This is a genomic window from Ureibacillus suwonensis, assembly GCF_042655065.1.
Taxonomy (GTDB): Bacteria; Bacillota; Bacilli; order Bacillales_A; family Planococcaceae; genus Ureibacillus; species Ureibacillus suwonensis.
The window spans coordinates 1-23,180 of record NZ_JBHSNQ010000076.1; the positions used below are offsets into that span (position 1 = coordinate 1).

Annotated in this window: 22 protein-coding genes and 1 pseudogene; 8 read left to right on the top strand and 15 right to left on the bottom strand. The window is 40.7% G+C overall.

What is annotated here, in order from left to right:
- The first annotated feature begins 279 nt into the window (after nt 1–279).
- Nucleotides 280–1,266: a UDP-glucose 4-epimerase GalE gene (gene galE / locus ACFPOH_RS08935; protein ID WP_390309437.1), complete on the top strand. Its 987-nt coding sequence runs from the start codon at nt 280–282 to the stop codon at nt 1,264–1,266.
- Between the two features lie 580 nt (nt 1,267–1,846).
- Here galE and ACFPOH_RS08940 read toward each other — a convergent pair.
- The 4 genes and pseudogenes from ACFPOH_RS08940 to tnpA form a co-directional block, all read right to left on the bottom strand.
- A complete protein-coding gene (locus ACFPOH_RS08940) occupies nt 1,847–2,923 on the bottom strand; it encodes a PIN domain-containing protein (protein ID WP_390309438.1) in 1,077 nt (358 codons plus the stop codon).
- 452 nt (nt 2,924–3,375) lie between these two features.
- A pseudogene (gene tnpC / locus ACFPOH_RS08945) lies at nt 3,376–4,945 on the bottom strand (IS66 family transposase).
- Between the two features lie 61 nt (nt 4,946–5,006).
- Nucleotides 5,007–5,363, bottom strand: coding sequence for an IS66 family insertion sequence element accessory protein TnpB (tnpB, locus tag ACFPOH_RS08950; RefSeq protein ID WP_145986160.1), 357 nt, complete (start codon nt 5,361–5,363; stop codon nt 5,007–5,009).
- Nucleotides 5,357–5,677, bottom strand: coding sequence for an IS66 family insertion sequence element accessory protein TnpA (gene tnpA / locus ACFPOH_RS08955; protein WP_003352856.1), 321 nt, complete (start codon nt 5,675–5,677; stop codon nt 5,357–5,359). Before tnpA ends, tnpB begins: the two co-directional genes overlap by 7 nt.
- A gap of 40 nt (nt 5,678–5,717) precedes the next feature.
- Between tnpA and ACFPOH_RS08960 the strand changes: the two genes are divergently transcribed.
- The 3 genes from ACFPOH_RS08960 (at nt 5,718) to ACFPOH_RS08970 (ending at nt 8,697) form a co-directional block, all read left to right on the top strand.
- A complete protein-coding gene (locus ACFPOH_RS08960) occupies nt 5,718–5,930 on the top strand; it encodes a hypothetical protein (protein WP_390309439.1) in 213 nt (70 codons plus the stop codon).
- A 142-nt stretch (nt 5,931–6,072) separates the two neighbouring features.
- Nucleotides 6,073–7,554 (top strand): ATP-binding protein, encoded by a 1,482-nt coding sequence (locus ACFPOH_RS08965; RefSeq protein WP_390309440.1) that lies wholly within the window; start codon nt 6,073–6,075, stop codon nt 7,552–7,554.
- A 744-nt stretch (nt 7,555–8,298) separates the two neighbouring features.
- Nucleotides 8,299–8,697 carry a hypothetical protein gene (locus tag ACFPOH_RS08970; RefSeq protein WP_390309441.1) on the top strand — a complete coding sequence of 133 codons (399 nt, stop codon included), beginning with the start codon at nt 8,299–8,301 and terminating at the stop codon, nt 8,695–8,697.
- Between the two features lie 193 nt (nt 8,698–8,890).
- Here the strand turns inward: ACFPOH_RS08970 and ACFPOH_RS08975 are convergent, their stop codons facing one another.
- The 4 genes from ACFPOH_RS08975 to ACFPOH_RS08990 form a co-directional block, all read right to left on the bottom strand.
- Nucleotides 8,891–9,355: a hypothetical protein gene (locus ACFPOH_RS08975; RefSeq protein ID WP_390309442.1), complete on the bottom strand. Its 465-nt coding sequence runs from the start codon at nt 9,353–9,355 to the stop codon at nt 8,891–8,893.
- A 128-nt stretch (nt 9,356–9,483) separates the two neighbouring features.
- Nucleotides 9,484–10,770 carry a replicative DNA helicase gene (locus ACFPOH_RS08980; RefSeq protein WP_390309443.1) on the bottom strand — a complete coding sequence of 429 codons (1,287 nt, stop codon included), beginning with the start codon at nt 10,768–10,770 and terminating at the stop codon, nt 9,484–9,486.
- 173 nt (nt 10,771–10,943) lie between these two features.
- Entirely contained in the window at nt 10,944–11,783 is an 840-nt protein-coding gene (locus ACFPOH_RS08985; protein ID WP_390309444.1) for a hypothetical protein, read from the bottom strand.
- A complete protein-coding gene (locus ACFPOH_RS08990; protein WP_390309445.1) occupies nt 11,780–12,154 on the bottom strand; it encodes an ORF6N domain-containing protein in 375 nt (124 codons plus the stop codon). The genes ACFPOH_RS08985 and ACFPOH_RS08990 overlap by 4 nt, the downstream gene beginning before the upstream one ends.
- Nucleotides 12,155–12,544: 390 nt before the next feature.
- Here ACFPOH_RS08990 and ACFPOH_RS08995 point away from each other — a divergent pair, with 390 nt between their 5' ends.
- Nucleotides 12,545–13,855: a nucleotide sugar dehydrogenase gene (locus tag ACFPOH_RS08995; protein ID WP_390309446.1), complete on the top strand. Its 1,311-nt coding sequence runs from the start codon at nt 12,545–12,547 to the stop codon at nt 13,853–13,855.
- A complete protein-coding gene (locus tag ACFPOH_RS09000) occupies nt 13,843–14,064 on the top strand; it encodes a hypothetical protein (RefSeq protein ID WP_390309447.1) in 222 nt (73 codons plus the stop codon). The genes ACFPOH_RS08995 and ACFPOH_RS09000 overlap by 13 nt, the downstream gene beginning before the upstream one ends.
- A gap of 400 nt (nt 14,065–14,464) precedes the next feature.
- Here the strand turns inward: ACFPOH_RS09000 and ACFPOH_RS09005 are convergent, their stop codons facing one another.
- The 7 genes from ACFPOH_RS09005 to ACFPOH_RS09035 all read right to left on the bottom strand — a co-directional run bounded on the left by ACFPOH_RS09005 (nt 14,465) and on the right by ACFPOH_RS09035 (nt 20,158).
- Nucleotides 14,465–15,280, bottom strand: coding sequence for a DUF3800 domain-containing protein (locus ACFPOH_RS09005; protein ID WP_342580968.1), 816 nt, complete (start codon nt 15,278–15,280; stop codon nt 14,465–14,467).
- A 777-nt stretch (nt 15,281–16,057) separates the two neighbouring features.
- Nucleotides 16,058–16,270, bottom strand: a complete 213-nt coding sequence (locus ACFPOH_RS09010) for a helix-turn-helix domain-containing protein (protein ID WP_342470234.1) — start codon at nt 16,268–16,270, stop codon at nt 16,058–16,060.
- Between the two features lie 11 nt (nt 16,271–16,281).
- Nucleotides 16,282–16,911 carry a DUF2975 domain-containing protein gene (locus ACFPOH_RS09015; RefSeq protein ID WP_390309448.1) on the bottom strand — a complete coding sequence of 210 codons (630 nt, stop codon included), beginning with the start codon at nt 16,909–16,911 and terminating at the stop codon, nt 16,282–16,284.
- A 24-nt stretch (nt 16,912–16,935) separates the two neighbouring features.
- Complete coding sequence (locus tag ACFPOH_RS09020) at nt 16,936–17,130, bottom strand: DUF4177 domain-containing protein (protein ID WP_390309449.1); 195 nt, start codon at nt 17,128–17,130, stop codon at nt 16,936–16,938.
- Nucleotides 17,131–17,721: 591 nt separating this feature from the next.
- Complete coding sequence (locus ACFPOH_RS09025) at nt 17,722–19,296, bottom strand: TcaA NTF2-like domain-containing protein (protein WP_390309450.1); 1,575 nt, start codon at nt 19,294–19,296, stop codon at nt 17,722–17,724.
- 212 nt (nt 19,297–19,508) lie between these two features.
- Nucleotides 19,509–19,673 carry a hypothetical protein gene (locus ACFPOH_RS09030; RefSeq protein WP_390309451.1) on the bottom strand — a complete coding sequence of 55 codons (165 nt, stop codon included), beginning with the start codon at nt 19,671–19,673 and terminating at the stop codon, nt 19,509–19,511.
- Nucleotides 19,670–20,158, bottom strand: coding sequence for a sigma-70 family RNA polymerase sigma factor (locus ACFPOH_RS09035; protein ID WP_342470227.1), 489 nt, complete (start codon nt 20,156–20,158; stop codon nt 19,670–19,672). Before ACFPOH_RS09035 ends, ACFPOH_RS09030 begins: the two co-directional genes overlap by 4 nt.
- 304 nt (nt 20,159–20,462) lie before the next feature.
- Between ACFPOH_RS09035 and ACFPOH_RS09040 the strand changes: the two genes are divergently transcribed.
- Together ACFPOH_RS09040 and ACFPOH_RS09045 are read left to right on the top strand one after the other, a co-directional pair.
- On the top strand, nt 20,463–20,957 hold the full coding sequence (locus tag ACFPOH_RS09040; protein ID WP_342580973.1) for a competence protein ComK: 495 nt from the start codon (nt 20,463–20,465) through the stop codon (nt 20,955–20,957).
- A 270-nt stretch (nt 20,958–21,227) separates the two neighbouring features.
- On the top strand, nt 21,228–22,934 hold the full coding sequence (locus ACFPOH_RS09045; RefSeq protein WP_342580974.1) for a phospho-sugar mutase: 1,707 nt from the start codon (nt 21,228–21,230) through the stop codon (nt 22,932–22,934).
- Nucleotides 22,935–23,180: the final 246 nt, after the last annotated feature.

The following is a 23,180-nucleotide window of genomic DNA, read 5'->3' on the forward strand; positions in this document are numbered from 1 at the left end:
TGCACTCGTCTTAAGCTATAGGTAAAAAATGGATGTTTACTACCTTTATTTAGGTGTTTTCGTTTTTCGCTAATTTTCCAGAAAAATAAAATCTGAAATTTCAAAACTTATTTATGCGACGCTAGTGACTGTAAATACATTTATAATAATAACACAATTTGGTAACTTTTTGTAAAATTATTAAAGATTTTTGTGAATAATGTCGCCATAGTTTATATGATGTGATAATCTTTTTAGGAATGAATAGATTTATTTAATAATAAAATGGGGTTGAATTCAATGAAAATTTTAGTGACTGGCGGGGCAGGATACATTGGTTCACATACTTGCGTTGCTTTAATGGAACAAGGTTATTCCTTGGTTATTTTAGATAATTTTTCAAACAGTAAACCTGCTGTATTGGATAATCTTCGGAAGTTGAATGATAATTTTGTTTTTTATCATGTGGATGTGACCAATGAAGAAGCGTTGGAGCGGATTTTTTCCAACCATAAAATTGATGGTGTTATTCATTTTGCCGGTTACAAGGCGGTCGGGGAATCTGTTGCAGAGCCTTTGAAATATTATATGAATAACGTTGGAAGCACGATGATTTTGGCAAAGGTTTGCCAAAAGTACAATGTGAATAAATTTGTGTTCAGTTCTTCCGCGACCGTTTATGGCGAGAATCAAGTGCCATTTAAAGAGGATATGGAGTTATTGCCGACTACCAATCCATATGGTGAAACAAAGGCCATGAGTGAAAGGATTTTGATGGATGTGGCAAAGGCGAATCCGAAGTTTGCCGTTTCCATTTTAAGATATTTTAATCCCGTCGGTGCCCATGAGAGCGGGTTGATTGGGGAAGATCCGAACGGGATTCCTAATAATTTGATGCCGTATATTACAAAAGTGGCAAAAGGCGAATTGGAAAAATTGCGGGTGTTTGGCAATGATTATCCAACTCCAGACGGTACGGGCATTCGGGATTATATTCATGTGATGGATTTGGCAGAGGGACATGTGGCGGCGTACAAGCATTTGAGAAAAGGTGTGCATATATATAATCTCGGAACTGGAAAAGGGACAAGCGTGTTGGAGTTGGTGCATGCTTTTGAAAAAGCGAACGGCATCAAAGTGCCATATGAAATTGTAGAACGCAGACCGGGCGATATTGCAATTTGCTATGCGGATGCTTCAAAAGCCGAAAGAGAATTAGATTGGAAAGCGAAACGGGATATTGTTGATATGTGCAGGGATGCGTGGAGGTTTGAAAGCGGGATATGAGGCGTTTAACACCTTATATCCTGTTATTTTTTATGTGAAAAATAGGAATTATTTTGGACTATTCATTATGTGTTTTTATGGGAAAGGGTTGATTGTTGGAAACTGAAAAAAGCAAAGTGGATTAAGACTCTCCTCCGTTCTTCTTTAGAAAACGGTATTACACCTTAAAAACGGTTTTGGTAACTAAGTTTTACTAAACTAAATAGTGTAATGTATTATCATTAATATTATTACTTTATAGATTTTACTTATCTTGTTTATGGCAAACTAAATTTCTACTTGCCAAAAACAATTTTATACATCATCAACGTAAGAACCATTTTATCATCGGCTTTAACAATAAATAAACTTAATTACAATTCGTTCGAGGAGTTTAATGATAAAAAATACAAGAAGGTTTGACTTACAACAAACACGCTTCACCGTAACCCATCTAAGAGGCAAAAAAATTAGGCGAGAGGTGACGACCTCTCGCAATATTTATTCAACATTTAAGTTACATAAATGTAATGTAAATTAATTAAAGATGACGGAATTCACAATAGGAAAGTATCTACCAATAACTTTTATACAATATTCTTCAATAACTGAACGAAACTATACCTGCTTCACCTTCTACTGTTCTCAACTCACGACTCAGTACCTGTCTTTTTTCTTTATCCAGTATTAGATCATATTCCATTTTCAGATTATGACTCTGTGAGGTAGAAATACTAATAAAAGGTTCTGTGTCATAATCAAAAAACTCCCGAATAAAGTCGCTCCGCTCACAATCATAGTCATTTGAAGAAATATATAATACTAAATCAGCATCAATACTGACTGTTAACTTGATTTCTCTTTCATTTATTTCTACCGCATCAAGAATATCGATCGAGTTTATCTTATCTATAGAATCAAGCATAACAGTCCCATATTCATCAAATCCGATTCCATAACATCCTGCTCCATCATCATAAATAAACGTTTCCATATTTGTACATACCCACTTATGAAGATCAAAAAAGTCAAGACCATTTTGTGATAAAGTGCCTGTCAACTTAGTTATATGCTCCTCTAACGGTTTAATATATTTATCATTAAAAGATTGTATGGAATTGAATAACTCAAATCTGAAAGCATTAGTTAGTTCACTTTTTAATTCTTCAAAAAACATAGGTTCTTCGCCAAAATCACTTTTATTCTTTGAGATGAATACTATTGATTCTTGAGGAACTTTAAAATTCTCTTTGATTGTTTCCCATATTAAGCAATCTCGATACCCAGTTCCATTTATCTTAAATGGTTTTTTTCGTAACAATTCTCTTTGAACTATGTCCTTATGTGATACCTTAGGATAAGGTAACAACTTTATATCATTATCATAGACAAAAGCATCAAGAAATTGTCTATACTCATCAATTGCTTTTTTTATATCGATTGAAATTAAGGTTGAATCAACATTTGAAAGACGTCGATAATCTTTATTTAATTTCTGAATATCGTTGTTCAATTGGTACATATCTTCTCGATATTTGTTTATCACTTCATCAATAACAATTTCAGGTATACTTAGTTGTGCTGGAATTCGATCTAAATAACGCAATAACAAATTTATTGAAGTTCCTTTCAAAAAGTAATCTGAAATGAGGATGTTCGCATCTAATATAATTTTCAACAAATATCCCCCCTAATAATCTAAAGTCAGTTTTATTAGCGACGAATATGTAGATCAACAAAAGCAATATTGTTACCACAAAGTAGCAAATGGATTGAGAACCCTATCAATGAACTGCATAAAATGGAAGTCTAAGAATTCTATTACGGATTCTCGAACTCCATATTAGCTTTTTCTTTTTATTATGCAATACATAGAACTTCACATGTCTTGAATGCTAAAGGTAGAACTTATTACTAAGAGATGTAGCAGTGTTCACTCTTAAGACGGGAGATGCATTCTCTCGTCATTTTTTTAGCTTCTCCTCTAAATATTTCCAGTCAATTTCCTTTAATTTAGATATTGCATACTCATCTGCCGACTTCTCCATTGGTATATTACGATATAGTAAAGAGTGTTGATAAGTAAGCGTAAAATAATCCCCACCTTTTAATGATAGGGATTAAATACTATTATTGTGATAAGTTATTAAAAACCCGACAATTCAAAGGAATTGTTTTGGACCAAGGAAGTAGTTGATCAAGCTCATCCATATTGCTTATATCCATATTGGGAAGCCTTTCAAATAAGTAGCGAAGATAATAAAATGGATTTAATTTATTCTCTTTTGCTGTCTCCACAATACTGTAAATGATTGAGCTGGCCTTAGCTCCTTTCGGAGTATTGCTAAAAATCCAGTTCTTCCTTCCGATCACAAATGGTTTAATGGATCGTTCACTTCGATTATTTTCGATTTCTAAACGTCCATCCTCTAAAAATGCCACGAGTTTTTCCCATTGGTTGAGGCAGTATGTAATGGCTTGACCTAATAGACTCTTTGGTAAAACATTGCTTTTCTCTGTTTTTAGCCATGCTGAAAAAGCCTCCAACAATGGTTGGCTGTCGTTTTTTATATCGTTCTTCTGGTGTACATTCTTTCAAATCACGCTCGATGGCAAATAGCTGATTACAGAAATTGAGTCCTTCCCGAGCTGTGACTGCTGAATGACGTTTGGATTCAGGAAGTACGTTTAAAGCCTCATCGAACTTTCTGCGGGCATGAGCCCAACATCCAACTAATGTTACGCCGGATACCTTATGGTATCCTGCATATCCATCGACATGCAGGTATCCTTTAAACCCTTTTAGGAATTCTTTGGCATGTTCTCCTGCTCTAGTTTCCTGATAGTCATAAAGGACAAGTGGTGGATCCTCTCTTCCAGTCCGATAAAGCCACATGTAAGATTTCGATGTACTTGACCTTCCAGGTTCATGTAAAACCTGAACAGTTGTTTCATCCGCATGTAGAATGTCTTTAGAGAGGAGATGCTCTTTCATTCGTTGATAAATTGGCGCAAGCCATTTTTCGGCACCATAAAGCATCCAATTGGCCATGGTTTGCCGGGATAAGATCACACCTAATCGTTTGAACTGTTGTTCTTGGCGATATAGAGGTAGCCCCTCTACATATTTTTGATTCATAATATATGCCATGCTTGACGGTGAAGCTAAACTTTTTGGATACACAGATTTTGGGGCAGGTGCTGTAACGATTGGTGTCTCTATTTCATTACGCTCACAATGACGGCATCCATAGACATATCGAACGTGTTTTAAAACTTTGACTTGAGCCGGAATAATCACTAATTCTTGTCGTACTTCTGTGCTCATTTCGTGTGTTTTTTCACCGCAACACGAACAGACCTACTCTTCTTCGGGTAAACGATATTCAATCGTTTCCATAGGCAGGTTTTCAAACGTAGCTTGACGTTGACCACGTTTCTTTTTACGACGATATGTAATTGTTTCAACAGTTGGCTCTTCGGCTTTTACATTAGACTCTACCTCTGCTTCATTGAATAAAGGTAGTTCTAATTGATTAGGATTTGTTTTTTCGCTTGAAGAGCCAAATTTTCGTTTTTGACTAAGACGATACTGTTCTTCATCCCATCGTAATTTCGCCGTCAATTCAACGATTTGCTGTTGAAGTTTTTCAATTAATTCAAATGGGTTTTGGTTAGGATTCTTTAAATTTTTCATCATGTAGTAATAATTCGACGGTTTTAGCTATTTTCCTCCCAGGTTTTTGTTAAAAGTAAAAAATTCATATAACTGTTCTAGCCTTTACTTCTGGGTGTGCTTTCTTTTGCTCCATTGGAAGACCATCCAATAACCAGCGTAATTGCCGATAACTAATTTGTATCGTTCCAGTGTCATTTTCATTTGGCCATTGAAATTTTCCTTTTTCCAATCGACGATAATAAAGCCAAAAACCATTATAGTCCCAGTGAAGAATTTTTAATTTATCTCGCTTTCGATTACAGAACACAAAATAGCTTGATGAAAAGGGATCTAAATCAAATCCCTCTTTCACCAAAGCAGCTAATCCATCAATGGATTTTCTCAAATCAGTACTTCCTTTTGCCAAGTAAACTCGTTCAGCTCTTGTACCAACTAACATGTTGATTTCAACGTCCTAACCACTTCTGAAAGAAAGGCCGGATCGAAACCAGGTTTTACTTCAATTGAAATCCCACTAATTTCAATCCGTAATGAATTTTCAACTGTTTGTGAATGATCTTCTAGGGTAACGGATGCCCATTTTGTAGACTTTCCTTGATTTTTTATTGGATTTTCAATTTTTCTTAACCAGTATTTAAACTGGTGAATACTCCATTGATTTTCCTTGCACCAGTTTACTTGAGTTTGACCGCTTTTACGATAGTCAGCGATTCGTTGTTCCCAAACCTTTCGTAATTCAGGATTCTTAGGCATAAAAAAACCTCCTTCAATTTCATCTGGAGGAGATTATCTCATGAAATTAGCACACCAAGAAGGTGTGCAAGATTTGACGCTTACAAATAATGGACGATTAATCGGTGAAAACCATTGTTCAAATGATGTTTTTGGTGTAAACTTATCCATGCTTTTGTCCTTTGTATTGGATTTGGATGGTTTATTACCACCCAACCATTATAAAGGATTTTTTTGTGTTTGGATTATATTTCAGAAAATTCGGTTTATTTGAAGGTGTTAAATTATTTTAATGCGACGCTAGTGATTTTACTTATCTTAATAATTGATGTTAAATTAACATCTAAAAGTATAAACATGAATTTTTGTCATATATAATAGTAGTTAAGGTAAATGCCAATTAGGAGATGAGTGACATGTTTGAAATACCTGCTCTTCACTCGTTAACAATAGAAGATATTTTAACAATTCCCGAAAGTCAATATTTTGACAGAAAATCTGCTGAAATTAAAGCAAAAAAACTTGCTGAAACTTTGATTGCTTTTGCAAACGCAGACGGTGGTATTATTGCAATTGGAGTAAAAAATGGGCAAATTGAAGGCGTAAAATCACAAGGTGAACAGAAAATAAATGATTTTCTGCAAGCCAAAATGGATCACTGTAAACCAGCAATCAAAACGGAAGAACGATTTTTAGATGTAATAAATTCAAAGGGGCAACAAGATGAAATTTTACTCATTCAAGTATTTGCTTCGAGAGATACTGTTCATAAAACAATGTCTGACAAAGTTTTTTTACGTGTAGGCGATGAAAATAAAGAATTAACTCATGAGCAACGTTTAGATTTAGAATATGATAAGGGTGAACGTTTATTCGAAGAACAACCAGTTAAAAGATGTAGAATTGAAGATCTTGATGATGAGGTTTTAAAGTTATATGCAACAGCCTTAAAATATGAAGGGGAAGATCTTTTGCAGCCATTATATGCGAGAGGCTTTATTGACATTGCATCAGGTCAACCAGAAATTACAGCAGCGGGTGTATTATTATTTGCAAAAATGCCAACGAAATTTTTCCCAAATGCCCGTATCCGGTTTATTAGATATGATGGTATTTATGAAAATGTTGGTGTAGAAATGAATATTATTAAACATGAATATATTGAAGGACCATTACCAATACTCATTCAAAAAGCCAAGGATGTAATTGGTGCACAGCTACGACAATTTACTTCTTTAGATCCGCTGACAGGTAAATTCAAGACAGTCCCTGAATATCCAGAATTTGCGTGGCAAGAAGGAATTGTAAATGCAGTTGTTCACAGAGCTTATAATATTCAAGGTGACGATATCAAGGTAAAAATGTTTGATGATCGATTAGAAATAATAAGCCCTGGTAGATTTCCTAATATTGTAAATAGAGATAATATTCGAGAGGTTCGTTATTCAAGAAATCCTTCCATAGCAAGGGTTCTAACAGAATTGGGTTGGGTACGTGAACTAGGTGAAGGTGTAAAACGGATGTACAAAGAAATGAAAGAATATTTTCTTGAAGAACCCGAGTACATTGAAGAAGCAAATTCCATTAGGTTAATATTAAAAAATAATATTGTGATGCGAAGAGTTCGAAATAATGAACAAATAAAAAAGATATTAACTGATGAATGGACTAGTTTTGAAATTCATGAAAAAAAAGCTATTGAAATGATTTATCATAAGGGAAAGTTAACAACAAGAGAGTTCGCCAATGCTATTGGTAGAAGCACAAATTATGCGAAAAAGATTTTAACTAATCTTTGTGAGAAAGAAATATTTGAATTAATTAGAACTTCGATTCATGATCCTAATCAATATTATATTTTAAAAGTGGATCCTAATAAATCAAAGAATGAAAACTAAAGTTTGTACATTGAGAAGCCCTTCTCACCAATATAGTAGAGGTTCGCAAAATGATGTTCGAGGTTCTCATGAAGTTCGAAAAGGTTCGCACGTGAGGAGAAGCCCTTCTCACCAATATAGTTAGAAAAACGTGTGGTTAAAATGGAGATAGAATATAGAGGTTCGCAAAATGATGTTCGAGGTTCTCATGAAGTTCGAAAAGGTTCGCACGTGAGGAGAAGCCCTTCTCNGGTTCGAGGTTCTCATGAAGTTCGAAAAGGTTCGCACGTGAGGAGAAGCCCTTCTCACCAATTAGTTAGAAAATTGTGTGGTTGAAATGGAGATAGAATATGGAGGTTCGCAAAATGATGTTCGAGGTTCTCATGAAGTTTGAAAAGGTTCGCACGTGAGGAGAAGCTCTTCTCACCAATTAGTTAGAAAATTGTGTGGTTGAAATGGAGATAGCATATAGAGGTTCGCAAAATGGTGTTTGAGGTTCTCATGAAGTTCGAAAAGGTTCGCACGTGAGGAGAAGCTCTTCTCACCAATATAGTTCGAAAATCGTGTGGTTAAAATGGAGATAGCATATAGAGGTTCGCAAAATGGTGTTTGAGGTTCTCATGAAGTTCGAAAAGGTTCTAATTTTATGAGAACCTCTCTTCAATAGAGGAGAATCATCCCAGAGAAAATATTCATTGGATAGGTGACGATTAGTATATGATTCTCCCACTATACAAAGAAACGATACCAAAGAGAGGGAAGGTTATGACTGCATTAACACAAGAGAGAAAAGAAATGATTGATCACATTTCGAAATTAGCAAAAGATCGGGCGGAATTGAGTGTCAGGATAGCTGAAAGTAAAATCAAGAAGGAATATTTGTTTTTTGAACCTGAATTGATGGAGCAGCTGTTGGATGTTTATAAAACGTTGGAAGACCGGATATTTGAGTACTTAAAATCTTTATACTTTGAGGATTTTATGTTTATTTATCAGCTCGTGATACTCGGCGGTGAAGGGACATTGGAGATTGAAGATATCCAAGAAGCGAAAAGCGACCCGGATGTTGACCTTATTTCGTGCATCGCCGATCTTTCAGAGCTGCATACATATCTTGAAAAGGGTATAGAGAAACTCTTGGAACAAGAAAGTCGGGGAGTTTAATGTTGGTCATCCAATAGATATGAGTATTTCGAAGTATAAAATTGGTAAACGGGGAAGGATAATTCCCCCTTACTGCCAATTGTACAGTAGTTTAATTCGCTTCTGCGTGTTGTAAAACATGAATCCATTGCATCCTGCGTGCATTAGGGGATTAAAACAATTACTGCACAATTTGTGACAATTGTGCAGTAAGTTAACTCCCTCCCCCCTCCAACGTACAAACATAAACCGGGAATTTCACATACTCCTTCATCAGTTCCCGGAATGTGCTTGTCCGTTTTGTTTCCGTATTGTAGATTCCCATATCCATCATCTTGTTGTAAGCATCGATCACTTTCCGCACTTTTTCCCCAAAAAGTTGGTAGTGGAGGAAGGCGGCTTCTTCCGGGGTTTTGGCAAAGTAAAAATCGTAGAGATGGCCGTTCCGTTGAATGGCATATAATTTGATTGGCCGCATTAGCAATACATCCCGTCTTTTTATTTCCTGAAATTTCTCATATTCTTCCGGGGTCAATTCGATTTCGTAGAGCTTTTCGATCTTGTCCTCCAATGTGACTTTCTTTTTCTGCAACGCATAGTAAATGAAATGGGCGATGTAAGGTTCATCATATATGAGGGCATCGTGAAATAGGGAAGCAACCGTTCCTTGTTTTGTCATGTCCACCTCCCCAGTCTTTGTTTCCCCGTCAATTTCACGCGGTGTTTCTATTTGAGTTCCACGTCTCTTCCAAAATCCAAGCTTCCAATGGGAAGGGGCGGCAGTAATTCCTCACGATTTCCCAAAATCTAGGCTTCCACCGCCTCCTCTGCGATTTTTCCAGTGGATTTATTGTAATAAACATAGGCTGTGCCTGTGGGGCCGTTCCGGTTCTTGGCAACGATGAATTCCAGCTTTTCATAACGTGATTGGGGTTGCCGTTTTTCTTCCGGCTGCAGTTGTTCATAGTAAGCATCCCGGTACAGGATGATAATCACATCCGCATCCTGCTCGATGTTGCCTGAATCCCGAATGTCGCTCATCACCGGGCGTTTGTTATGTCTGGCTTCCACTGCCCGGTTCAGTTGGGCGAGGCAAACGACAGGGCAGTGGAAGTCTTTCGCCATTTTCTTCAGTTGGGCGCTGATGTAGGCGATGTTGAGATATTGGTTGTTGCGGTATTCTTCACAGGCGATCATTTGCAGATAATCGATGAAAATGACCGGTTTCTTGTCCGGATGTTTTTTCATCAGCTTCCGGATTTGCGCCCGCATCTCATTCACCGTGATTCCGGCTCGGTCGTCAATGTGGATGTTGGCTTTTTTCAGTTCGGAAAGGTGGTCCATCCATTTGTCTTTTTCTTCTTGGGTGAAGGTTTGATAGGGATTCCGCATTTTGGTCCGGCTGATGTTGCCGCAGAGGGCGATCAGCCGTTCCACGAGCATTTTCCGGTTCATTTCCAAAGAGAAAATGATGGGCAAATGCCCCGTTTTGCCTGTATGGAGCGCAAAATGGTTCATTACATCCGTTTTTCCCATCGATGGCCTTCCCGCGATGATGGTCACTTCCCCCTGCCTGAAGCCGTTCATCATTTTCGTTAATTGTTTGATGTCGATGGGGATGTAGTCGCTCTCGTCTTCGGGAAAGAATGGCCGTTCCGAAAGTTGTACTAAATCCTGGTCGATGCTGGTTTCAATGGTTTGGTTGCCGGTGAAGAGTTGATCCAGCTTCGTTTGGATTTGTTCGATGGGCCAGTTTTCCGCCTGGGCTTCGGCAAGGAGGGCGATTTTCTGCCGCTCCCTCCATGCTTCCATAAGCAAGTCCATGTATTGCTCGAATTTTTCCGGATTGGCATAGGAGGCCATAGTGATTAAATAATTGGCCCCTGCCTCCCCGACCTCCACTTCGGTCAGGAGTGTCACACAGTCCGCGGGTTTTCCTTGGTTTGCCAGGTGCCTCATCGCTTCAAAAATCACACGGTGGGCTTCGGAAACAAACATTTCCGGCTGGATGCCCGCTTCATGGATCAAATGGTTTTCTTTCATCATCGTGCCAAGAATGCTTTTTTCGAGCAGGTCGGTGTTCAGTGGCTGCATTTTCATCTCCCCCTTGTGTTGTATAAAGTGGTGAAGGAGTTTTGTTTTTAGGTTTTTGTGATCATGAACAGATTCTAAACTTGGGATTTATGTATTGGTTTAGGATTATCAAGATGATTAAGTTAAAATTTTATAGATTTGTATTAGGGTTAAAGATTATTTAAGTTTTAGAGTTAGGATTTAATTATTAAATTATTAGAATAACTTGTATTTTTATTTAAATAATTACTAAACGCCTGGGTGATGAAATGGTATTGTTCGATGTTGGCCTGTTGGGATTGGACCAGAGCGCTGCCATTTGCCTTTTTTGCCATTTCGGAAGATGCATTTTCGCATTTGGCAACACTGGATTTGCCATTGTTGGAAAATCGACTTACTGATGTATGTTCGGTCAATGGATAATGCGGTTTTGATTGGCAAAGCGCATTGATTGAAAAACCATTTTTGGGATTTGGGAAAGGATTGGCATTTCCGGTCAATGGGGGATTGGCTTCTTCCGCCAATTGGCAAAGTGCATCTGTTGAAAAACCGTCTTTGGAATTTGAGCTAGCATGGGCATTTCCCGTCAAAGGGTTTTCTTTTTTGCAAAATCCATCTTCCAAAAATCCAATTTCAGATTTTGCAAAAGGCATTTGGCCTTTTCCGGTCAATGCATTTACATTCTTTTCCTCTGACGGAACGGTATCCGGAAAAATGTCCTTTCCCAACGTTGCGATTAACTCATAATGGATGCGATACCATTTTGTCCGGTTCAAAGGATCATCGTTCAATTCATTCGTCGAGATAATGAATCCTTCTTGTTCCAGCCTTAAAATGATGCGGACAATTTTATCTTTTGACCAGAAGGGAAATTTTCCCCGCCACTCTTCATAGGTGTGGGGAAACCAACGATGGCCGTTGAATTTGGTTTGGCACTGAAGCAGTTCTTCATGCAGCCTTTGCAGAACTATGGCTGCATCTACCCCCAGCCTGTTTGCCAGTGTCAACGAGAATGTAAGATGGGAGGCTTTCATTTTTCCGCCACCTTTCTTGCCATTTTTTCAAAGAGTTCGTTGAGCGCGTTTTGCCAGTCTTCCTCGGCGCCGTAAAAGTAATGGATGCAGTTGCAATAGCCTTGCCATGCTTTCAGGCCTTTGAAGGATTGCGCGATTTTGAAGGCTCCTTGATCCGTCCAAAGGTAGAGAAGAGAAGTATGTTTTAATCCCGGAAGGTGGACGGATTTGCTCCATTCTTCAATGTCCTTTTTGGATAGCAAAAAGTAGTCTTTTCCCTCCTCGAATTTTTCTTTATAGCGGTTAAAAATGGTATAAATGCGGGTTACATTCGTGTGGAAGAATGTGGCCAGCTGCTTTGTGGTGATGACGTTGATGCCGTTGTATTCCATCAGAAATCCCTCCTATTGATTGGTTGTTCTATTGAATATATAGCTTCGAGGAGGTGAAAAAGAGACAGGGGTGCCAAAAAAATTTTTATACCCAAGCATCTGAGCAGCACATTCCCGGCGCGCGGCAAGGATTTCAACGCTTCCGTTTCTTGATGCGGAAGCGGATTTTTTTGCCCATTCCTCATCCTGAAATCCCCACACCTTTCCCAAAAACGTACATATGCTACAACTGTCAGCAATGTATTCAAACCCCAATCTCCAACCATATCCATCCAACCATGCTGTAACAAAGCCGGCACCTGTAATAGTTCGTCTGTTCACCACCAGTCGGACTGCGGACCTCTCCCGGAATCATGCATAAATTTGGAACTGGAAAGGTGATCTGTTTTCATGCTGTTTGAACAATTGAAAAGGAAAGAAGCGAAAATTTCCGTCATTGGATTGGGCTATGTCGGCCTGCCGTTAGCCATTGAACTGGCGAAAGTCTATGATGTGATCGGGTTTGATATAAACCAATCAAAAATCCAAAAATATTTGGATGGGATTGATGTGACAGGGGAAGTCGGAAACGAAGCGGTGAAACAAACGGCCATCCGCTTCACTTCCGATGAAAAGGACCTGAAAGCGTGCAAGTTCCATATCGTGGCCGTCCCCACGCCCATCCATTCCGATAAAACGCCGGATTTGAATCCCATTATCCGTGCCAGTGAAACGGTGGGCAGGAATTTGGCAAAGGGATCGATTGTCGTTTATGAATCCACCGTTTATCCGGGCACAACCGAGGAGATTTGCGTGCCCATCCTCGAAAAGGTGTCGGGTTTGGCATATGGAAAAGATTTCAAAGTGGGCTACTCGCCGGAGCGCATCAATCCCGGGGATAAAATCCATACGTTGACCAACATCACCAAGGTGGTTTCCGGTTCCGACCCGGCGGCGCTCCAGGAAATTTCGGCGGTCTATCGTTCCATCATCCATGCGGGGGTCTTTGAAGCGGAGTCGATCAAAGTGGCCGAAGCGGTGAAAGTGGTCGAGAACTCGCAAAGGGATATCAATATCGCATTCATGAATGAACTGGCCATGGTGTTCGACCGGATGGGCATCGACACGAAGGCGGTGCTTGAAGCGGCAGGGACGAAATGGAACTTCCTCAAGTTTACCCCCGGTTTGGTGGGCGGGCATTGCATCGGGGTGGATCCTTATTATTTCATCTATAAAGCGCAACAATTGGGGTATCACTCCCAAATCATATTGGCCGGGCGAAAAATCAATGACGACATGGGCAAGTTTGTCGGCACCAGCGTCATTAAACAATTGATCAAAGCGGAACAGGAAATCATCGGCGCCCGTGTTGCGGTGCTGGGATTCACATTCAAAGAAAATGTGCCGGATGTCCGCAACACAAAAGTGATTGATGTGATCCGAGAACTGGAGGAATATGGCATCCAACCGATTGTGTACGACCCGCTGGCAGAGTCTGAGGAGGTGTATGAGGAATATCAGATCCGTCTGGCCGGTTTGGATGAGGTGAAAGAGCTGGATGCCATCGTGTTTGCCGTCCCCCACAATGAGTTGTTGGAAACGTTCCCCCTTGAAGTGCTGGAACAACTGTATAGAAGCGGCAAAAAAGTGCTGGTGGATGTCAAAAGCGTGTTTGATCGGAAGGCGTGCGAAGAGAGAGGGTTCTTGTATTGGAGTTTGTGAGGGTGTTGGCAAGGGGATTCGGTGAAGATGGTGTTCTGTTGGGATGGCGCTGGGTATTTTTGGAAGGGAATTGGTTAAGACGCGCTGCGCGTATGGGAGTTGATGGTGGCATTGGGATTGCCAAAGAGAAGGTTGTCGCTGTTCATTGCACAAAAATCCGCCTCAGTCATGGGGCGGGTTTTATTGTTGGGAGGAAACCTATTGCATAGATCGGATGCAAAGGTTCAGCATCCCATTGTGTGAAGTTGCAGACATGAGGGCATTAGTGGCAAGTTTCATTTGGGGAAAGGGCGTGGAGTTGGGAAAGTTCCATGCGCTTAAATAAAGTCCGGGAGTTTTTGAATTTGTTGCAAGTATTGATACATTTGGATCGATATGGACATGAATTGGGGTTGGTGAAGGGGTTGTTGGGCGGATTAGGGGAATGATTTGGTTGTATACAATATGGGGAAAAACAGGACTTGTAGAGAAATTTCAAAATCCTGGATTTGTTAGTTGTTTTTCTCCAATTTCTTGCGGCAGTGTTGAAGAATGAATTGCTTCTACTGAAGTTGATGAATAATTTGCATGCTTGATGAATATTTTATATTCAAAAATCAAAATATCCTATTAAAAATATTCAAAATTGAAATTAGAACTTATGAAAACATCTAAATATTTCTCAAAGGAGATTGATTTTAATTCATTTGAAAAGCCATTCCATTCGAATAATGTTATTGTTTTGACAAAGGATAAAAAATTTCCGCTATCATCGTTTAATAATTCCATTACCAGCTTATTTTTTTCGAAGGCTCGTTTGCTATTGGGAGGTTCATTTTGAATGATAGTCCGAACCATTCCAAGCAGGATGTCCATTAACTCTACACCATATGTAGTCTTTTTTGAAAGGTATTCCACTCGGCTTACTTTAAAATTCTCACCACGGTAGATTGATTGAATATTTAATTGGTGAAGCATTTCCTTTTTTAAATCATATTCTTTTGCTTCGTATGTATGGTCATGTTCAATGAATACTTCTGCATTTACAAAGGTGTCTTTCCCATACTTCCTAACAAGCCCATAAACAACTCGCTCAGGAAATTTAGTATATATTGTACGATCAACCACATTCTCTACATGTGGTTTAAATGGTTGAGAATTTTGTTCGATTTTATTCATATCAAATGAAATGACATTCATTTTAATTAAAGAATAATTTTTCATCACTTCATTGATAATTGTTTTTATATTTTCATACAAAGGGGTATAACCGTTGTAATCCGTCCAATGAATTTTAATTGATTTGACGATTTTATCTAGAACAGGTGCATTATATTCATAGTATTTTTTTGGGATTGAAATGGCTCCCATCAAATGTAATTTTTCGGTACTTTTTCCACTTTCATCAAAGTATATATTAATATCATAGGTTCTGCGATAACTCAAGATAATCACTCCTCTTGGAATGTCTCTTGCCAATAAATTAGTTTTCATGTATAATTGTAATACAAAGTTACATACTACTTTATGATATTTTATTGAACTGCACATGCAGTTTTCCGAATATCATATGAAAGGCACTATTGGCTAGCATATGCAGCTTGTAGTGCCTTTATTATTTCTTATTAATATAATTATATATACTGGAGCTAAGTAATACAATCTGTTGAAAAAATAATAAGGTAATAAATAGTGTTTCTGTTTCTATTTTTTGAACTAAAAAGATATTGGAATAGGTTAAATCATGTAGAAGGCCAAAAAAACCTACCCATTTGGCAAACCGATGCTATTCGGTTGTGTTTGAGATTTTGGTGGGAATTGATTATTTTAATTATTTTTTGGCCGGACCGGACTTATGGGAATGGATTAAGTACGTATTGATTTATATTGCTTATGTTGTCATCGTTCCTTTTTTGATGATGCTTTTTATTACGTTTTTTGTGAGAACTTTAGCGGAAAGGAAGCGGATGCGCAATGAAAAACCCTTTGAGTGCTAAGGGTTTTTTATTTTGTTTTTTGGGGAGATTCGCGCGGACGGAAATTATCTTAGGGGAAGATGGGGAAGTCTTGGGCAGATAGAGAATCAACTTGGGCATACAAAGTTATCCACTCGGCGGATAGATTATACACTTATGGGATAGCATCCTAAATCCCATATATCCCAACTTAAGCAAATAAAAAACACCAGGCACCCCGCAAGTACCTGGCGCTCCGAAAGCCACTTTACTCCTCATCTTCCACATATTCCAATATGTCGCCGGGCTGGCAGTTCAGGGCTTTGCAGATGGCGTTTAATGTGGAGAATCGGATGGCCTTGGCTTTGCCGGTTTTTAAATTGGATAAATTCACAATGGAAATATCGACTTTTTCAGCCAGCTCGCTTAATTGCATTTTCCGGTCGGCGAGCATCCGGTCTAATCGAACAATGATTGCCATTTTCTCACTTCCTATACTGTCGCATCATATTCTTCTTGTAAAAATGTACCATATCTAAAAATATAGCCAATCGTCCAAATCACCAATCCGCACAACAACATACTCCAATGGATGCCGAAAAATTCGAAGGACACCGACTCCACCCATTCAACCTCTTGAAGCAAATCGGCCAGTTGGACCATTTCATTCATGGAATAAAGGAAATAGGCGGCGATGCCTTTTATCGTCACGCTTAAAAAGAGGATGCAATAAGCGATCCATTCGATTCTTCTGCTGTTTTTCAAGGTGAAAATCCCGCCATTGATAATTGATTGAATGAATCGTTTGACGAGCAATAGAATGGCAAAAATGACACACCCATATAGCAAAGCCAGCAAGACGGAAATGACCATCAAGGTTTTATCATAATGAAAGGTGGTTTCTTCCATGAAGATTTTTAAGCCGTTGAATCCGATGGAAGCGCTGATGCTTCCTTGATTGATGAGATTTTGGATGAAGGATTCCGATGTGAACAAGGTTCCTCCCAAAAATAATAGAATCAACAAGTTGCCAATGCCAGTTAGGATCAACAAGAGGCTGAATAGAACATTCAAGACTTTAAGCAACGTTTGAAACTTTTTCGCTTTTAAAGATTTTTCCATGTTTTTCATCTCCCATGCTTCCCATTACACGTCTTTGGAAAAGATTATTTCAAAATAAGGGGTTCCACCGTAAACCGAAGTAAGCGGTGTGAAGATTTGGACCAATTCCCATCCTTCTTGCGCGTGATTTCGGATGATACCCCGGTAGTCTTCCTTTGCTTTTGAATAAAGCCCAGGCAATCCCTTTACTTCCACCCGCTCGAATTTGTACTCTTTCATTTCTCATTCCTCCTTTTCCGTTTGGTAGCCTTCGATCGAACTGTTGCGATTCATGGATGCCTCTATGGTTTAAATTATACAGAAAATTTTATGAATAACAATAAACTTTTTATAAATTTCATTAATTTTTTAATGATAAACATTAAAAGAAGAAGTGGGATGCAACCGCGGAGCAACTTTGGAATTTTTCGTACATTTGGTGTAGTTTCTACTTAGGTGAGGAGTGCGGGCGGTGTCCAAGCCGATTCCTTTAGCGGTGTATAAGCGGATGGTGAAGGGTGGGTTTTTGGAATTTCCGGAGTTTTTGAAACAACATGATTTCGTTTTTTCGGAAGAGAGTCCGTTTGGAGTGGGAGTGACAGGGGGATCGGAAAGGGGTAAGGACAGTGAGTTGTGAACATAGTCTTTTGGTGCGCTTTTTCTTTTAAAACAGGGTTTTTTTGATTAGCATTTTTCGTGTCTTGAATCCTTAAGGAACAAGAGATGGAAAAGATTACCCCATGAATAATACCAAACCCCTGGACCAAACAACTTTGGCATCCTCCAAAGCCCCCAACAAAAAAACCAGGCACCATTGTAAGCGCCTGGCTCCTAACTTCTTCTTTCCTTTTTGATGGTATTCGATTCGATGTCGGCGATTTTGAAGAGGCCGTCGTTGTTTTGCAAGGTATATTTCTTTTGCCGTTCGTAGTACCAATCGCCTTCATCTTCGGAATGATATTCAAAGGCTTCCCGGGTTTCAATCAATACGCTGTTGTCCGAAAGAATCGCCGCATGCAAAATCTCGTTTGACAGGAAGTTGTATTGATAGCCGGCCCTATTTTGGTGGCCTTCCACAAAATTTCGATATTCTTCTTCGGCCGGGCTGCCGGGGATGAAATAATCGGCCACGTAGTCAAAGTCTGCAAGGTTGACGGCCTTTTCATAGTCCCTGCGGAAAATTCCGATCCACGTTTCCGCATCTGTCGCGGGGGACTCATAAAATGCCCGGTTGGATTTTGCATCAGGAAAGGTGATGTGTGTTGCAGACTTTGTGAGATGAAGGGTGTTGGATTTGATTTTTTCCCCGTTTTCATCGGTTGCCACTGCATAAATTTCCACCGATCCATCCAAAGGGACGGTGGTCAATTGGATTTCCTCAGCCGTTTTCTTCGTGTTTTTTCCATTTATATAAACAATCGCATCCGGAATGTCCGACGTCAATTCAATGGGTTGCAGTTTCAGATGGATGGGAAATTCATATTGTTCCCCCGATAAATATACTTCGACCTTGTCTTCTTTCACGAAATAATCGTCTTGATAGGCAATGGTGAATTCATAAGGGCCTGGGGCGAAATAGCCGACGTTGACCCGGTCCTTATCGATGGGGACGGGTTCTTTGTTTCCCACCGTGATGGTCGCGCCCAGTCCAGGGTCGGTAGTGGACACTAACGCTTTGACCGGTCTTACCCGGAATTCGTATTTTTTGTAAAAGAATAAAAAGGGTTGGTTGGAGATGGAAATGATGCGATTGCCCGATTCATCTTTGATTTCCGCTCTGCCAAGTTTTTTCGCCTCTTTCGCAGCGTGTTGCAGCTCTTCCAATATCCATGGATTGTCATGAAGATACGTATAAAAACTTTTTGGATTGACATAGGTCTTTTCCGTGTACGTGAATGCGGCGGCCAGCCGGTCAGGTTTATTTTTTTCCACATATTTAGCGATGTGGGCGGCTTGGGTTTGCGGGTTTAATGCATGTTGAATGTACAAGTGCGCTCCCGTGAGTAACAGGATCGTCAGCAGTATGGAGATGAGCGCGATATTTTTGTCTTTGCTGAGAAGGTTGCTTTGTTTCAAAGATTGGATGGCGGGAAGGACTTTGGTTTGGATGAATGTAACGGTTTTGGAAAACAGGTTGGTTTGACTTGATGTTGTGGATCTGGAATGAAATTGGCTCCGTTTCCGGATCGGTTCTTCCTGAGCTTGAGCGCCGCAATCGTTGCTGTTGTGAAGTTGGGCGATTGCTTGCCTGTATAGGGAGCGGGTTTGGTTGAACGTTCGGATTGAGTTGGCGGATTTGGCGGATGATACAGGCGCCGGATCCCGCTCAGGAAATTCCGTGCCGCAACGGATACAGAATGTTTCATTGCCGTTGATGACTCTTTGACAATTTGGACATTTCTTCATGGTGAACCTCCATTCTGGCAGGAGTGCCTGGGCATTGCGGGGTGCCAGGGGAGCGCCTGTGCTTATAAACTCCTGGCTAGTGCTTTCGGTGTCAGGCTTCAAAGAAGTGCCGGCTTTTGGTGCCAGGGGAGCTCCGGTGCTTCTGAAGCGGTCCCGCAGGCAAGGCACCCCAACAAAAAGAGCCTCCCGTTCAGCATCAATTCCCACCGAAATTACATTATGAAAGTGTTTATGGATTTATTAGTAAATGATTGGGAATAAATTTTGACGATGTCTGGCATGTGAAGGGCACCAGGCACAAGAAACCCGGCATCCGAAACACCCGTCATTGGCATCCGCAACGCATCAGCCCGTGTGCCGATTCCTTCCCATCTCACACCAGCTTTTCCCGCAACCGCTTCATAAGCCGGTCCCTCCGTTTTCTGATGGCATGGGCGGTCACACCGTATTTTTTCTCCAATTCTTCAAATTTATATCGGTAATAATAGATATCCATCAGCAGTTCCATTTCCTCCTTCGTCACCAAAGCAGCCAGTTCCAAGAACAGGTCCGGACAGCCGGATTCGCCGCTTTTCCTTTGCTTTTGATGGGCCAAAAAGGTGAGCGTGTCCTTTTCGTAGCTGGCATAGTGTGCCGCATATTGATTTTCCTTGCTCATTTCCCGGTAAATCGTGGTGAGCATCGTGCGGTAGGCAAATGGCGCAAAAGGTCCGTATGTCGGGTCATATTTTCTCCAGGCTTCCCATAAGGCAACCGTTGCACAATGGCGGTAATGCTCATGGTTTTTGTAGATTTTCGCTTTTTTCATCACGCTGTAAATCATGGGCGTATATTGTTCGAGCACTTGATCAAAGGTTTCCATTCCACTTCTCCTGCGTGATCAGCACTGATCCAATATTCCCGGGTGCTTTTATCGTAAGAGAAGCGGCCCATTTTTTCGAATCGGCTATTCCGGGAATTCTCCAATGGTATCCTGGGGATTGCTCCCAACTATTCTTTTCAAATTATAGAAAATTTACAAAATTCTATATTTTATATTGTATTTTTTTGTTTATAATGTATAATTTTACTTAAATATAGGAAAAACGTTTCATGACCTTTATCATTCTTTTGGGCAGTCCTATATTTTCAAAATTGGTGAGGCAACTGACTATAGGGGGGATTGAATGAACAGGAACGGAATCAGTGAAATTGATGTCATGAAGAATTTCAATGTTTTCGCGATTGCTCCTTTCTATAATGAAGTGCATTCATCTCAAATTTTGACCTACGATTATGGGAATTTTGCTTCGGTGAAGAACGTGTATCAACTGTTGGATGACATTTGCATTTATTTCGGATCCGATTTGAACGGCCGGCTGAAATCGGCCCGGAGAATCTTGAGGATCCGGAAAAATCCGCCGCTTGTCATTTCAGAAGAACGGGAAATTGTTGCAATGCAATTGCCGTGTGCGGGTTTCCGCGAACCATTATGGGCGATTGATATGGGCTTTGATGTGAAGCCGGTCGATAAGAACCACTGTTATGTCATTTTTCGGAATCATGAACGGTTCCTCATCAGGTTATCCGCGGAAAAAGTGTGGGAAAGAAGAAGACTCGCCTTGGCGCTTTTGTATGAAACGAAGTACGTCACCGGCAAGCCGAGCTTTATCAGTTTATAGAGGGTTGGATACATATTTTTGTTCGGATACATACATTATTTTTTTATGGCTGCAACTCCGGGTTCGATATTGTCAACATCCGCCGATAACTTCATAAAAAAGGCGGATATGTTCATAAAAATTGTTATTATCTCCCATTCATATATTTTTTGCTTTGCTTGGTAACCAACCTACCCTTCCAAAATGCCAATTCTGCCTGTCGGAATTGGCATTTTACATTTTCTGTGCCATAATAAATACCATGAATTTGCCGATTGGAGAGGTGTCGCAATGAACTTTACGGAACTTTATCAACAATGGAGAAATGAAGAATTGCCCGACAATTTGAAAGAGGAATTGAATCGGATTGAGGGGGATCCGGCGGCGATCGAGGACCGGTTTTATCAACATTTATCCTTTGGAACGGCCGGGATGCGCGGCGTTCTTGGGGCCGGCACGAACCGGATGAACCTTTTTACCATCCGTCGGGCTGCGGAAGGATTGGCTTGTTATATCGAATCAAAAGGGGAAGAAGCGAAAAAGCGAGGCGTGGTCATTGCCTATGACACACGGCATTTTTCCAAAGCGTTCGCGGTGGAGACGGCCCGGGTGTTGGGGGCGCATGGAGTTTCTACTTATGTATATAAGGAACCCCGTCCAACGCCGCAATTGTCTTTTACGGTCCGGGCGTTGAATGCCTTTGCCGGGGTGGTCATCACAGCGAGCCACAATCCGAAGCAGTACAATGGTTTCAAAGTGTATGGGGAAGATGGGGCGCAACTGGTTCCGTCAGCGGCAAAGGAAATTGTGCGCCATATGAAAAAAATCGAAAATCTCTTTGGCATTGAAGCGGCCGATGCGGAAGTGCTGGAAACACAAGGCTTGTTGCATTGGATTTTGGAAGAATTTGATGAAGCGTATTTGGAACGGTTAATGACATTGAAAGAAAGAAGCGACTTGGATTTCGGGCTTCATATTGTATACACGCCATTGCACGGGACAGGCTACGTGCCGGTGACGGGAGGATTGCAGGCTTTTGGATTTGCGAATGTGCATGTGGTGGAAGCCCAGGCGAGTCCGGATGGTTCATTTCCGACAGTGGCTTATCCGAATCCGGAAGAGCCCGCCGCCTTTGAGTTGGCGATGGAGCTGGGGCAAAAAACGGGAGCGGATTTGTTGCTTGCGACGGATCCGGATGCCGATCGCCTCGGGGTGGCCGTTTGGAACGGGGAGCAGTATGTGCTGTTGACGGGAAATCAACTTGGGGCGCTGTTGTTGCATTATTTGCTGGAGACGAAGAAGGAGCAGGGGACGTTGCCGGAAAATGGCGCGATGGTGAAAACGATTGTGACTTCCGAAATGGGTGCGGCGATTGCGCGGAAGTACGGTGTTGAAACGATCAATACGTTGACCGGGTTCAAATATATTGCCGAAAAGATTGAAGAGTTCGAGAAAACCGGTGCGCATACGTTTGTGTTCGGCTATGAGGAAAGTTACGGATATTTGATTGAACCTTTTGTCCGGGATAAGGATGCGGTCCAGGTGGCGATCAAGGTGGCGGAAATGGCGGCCCACTATGCAACGAAAGGGAAAACGCTGCTTGATGTGCTCGAGGATCTGTATAAGGAGTTCGGTTATTACCGGGAGGCTTTGGTATCCAAAGTGTTTGAAGGAAAAGACGGACAAGTTGAGATGCGCGCCCTTTTGTATGGATTGCGTTCGCATTTGCCGAAGGAGATTGCCGGTGTGCCGGTTGTGAGGGTGGAAGATTATTTGAGCGGCACGGCCCTGTTGAAAGATGGCTCCACTGCGGCGTTGGCATTGCCTCAGGAAAATGTGCTGAAGTTTGTGTTGGCTGATGAATCATGGGTGACCATCCGCCCGTCCGGAACCGAGCCAAAATGCAAGTTTTATTTTGGCGTAGTGAAGGAAAGCAAGGAAGCGGCGGAGAAGCGGCTGCAAGAGTTGACTGGCTGGTTTCAACATTTCATAAGTTAAGAAAATCGATGCCTGGCGATAGAGATGCCAGGCATTTTCAAATTTGGAAAAGGAATTTATTTTCCAAAAGAATATTGACAGATTTTTATCGCGATTGACAATTTTTTATAAGAACTGTCGGTACCGTCAAGAATTTTGTGTAATGTAAGATAGATAGGGTATCTCTGAAATGGATTTGGAATGGATAGGGAACCGGTTTCCTTCACACAAGAGACTGAATATTCAGTCTCTTGTGTGGAAAGGGAA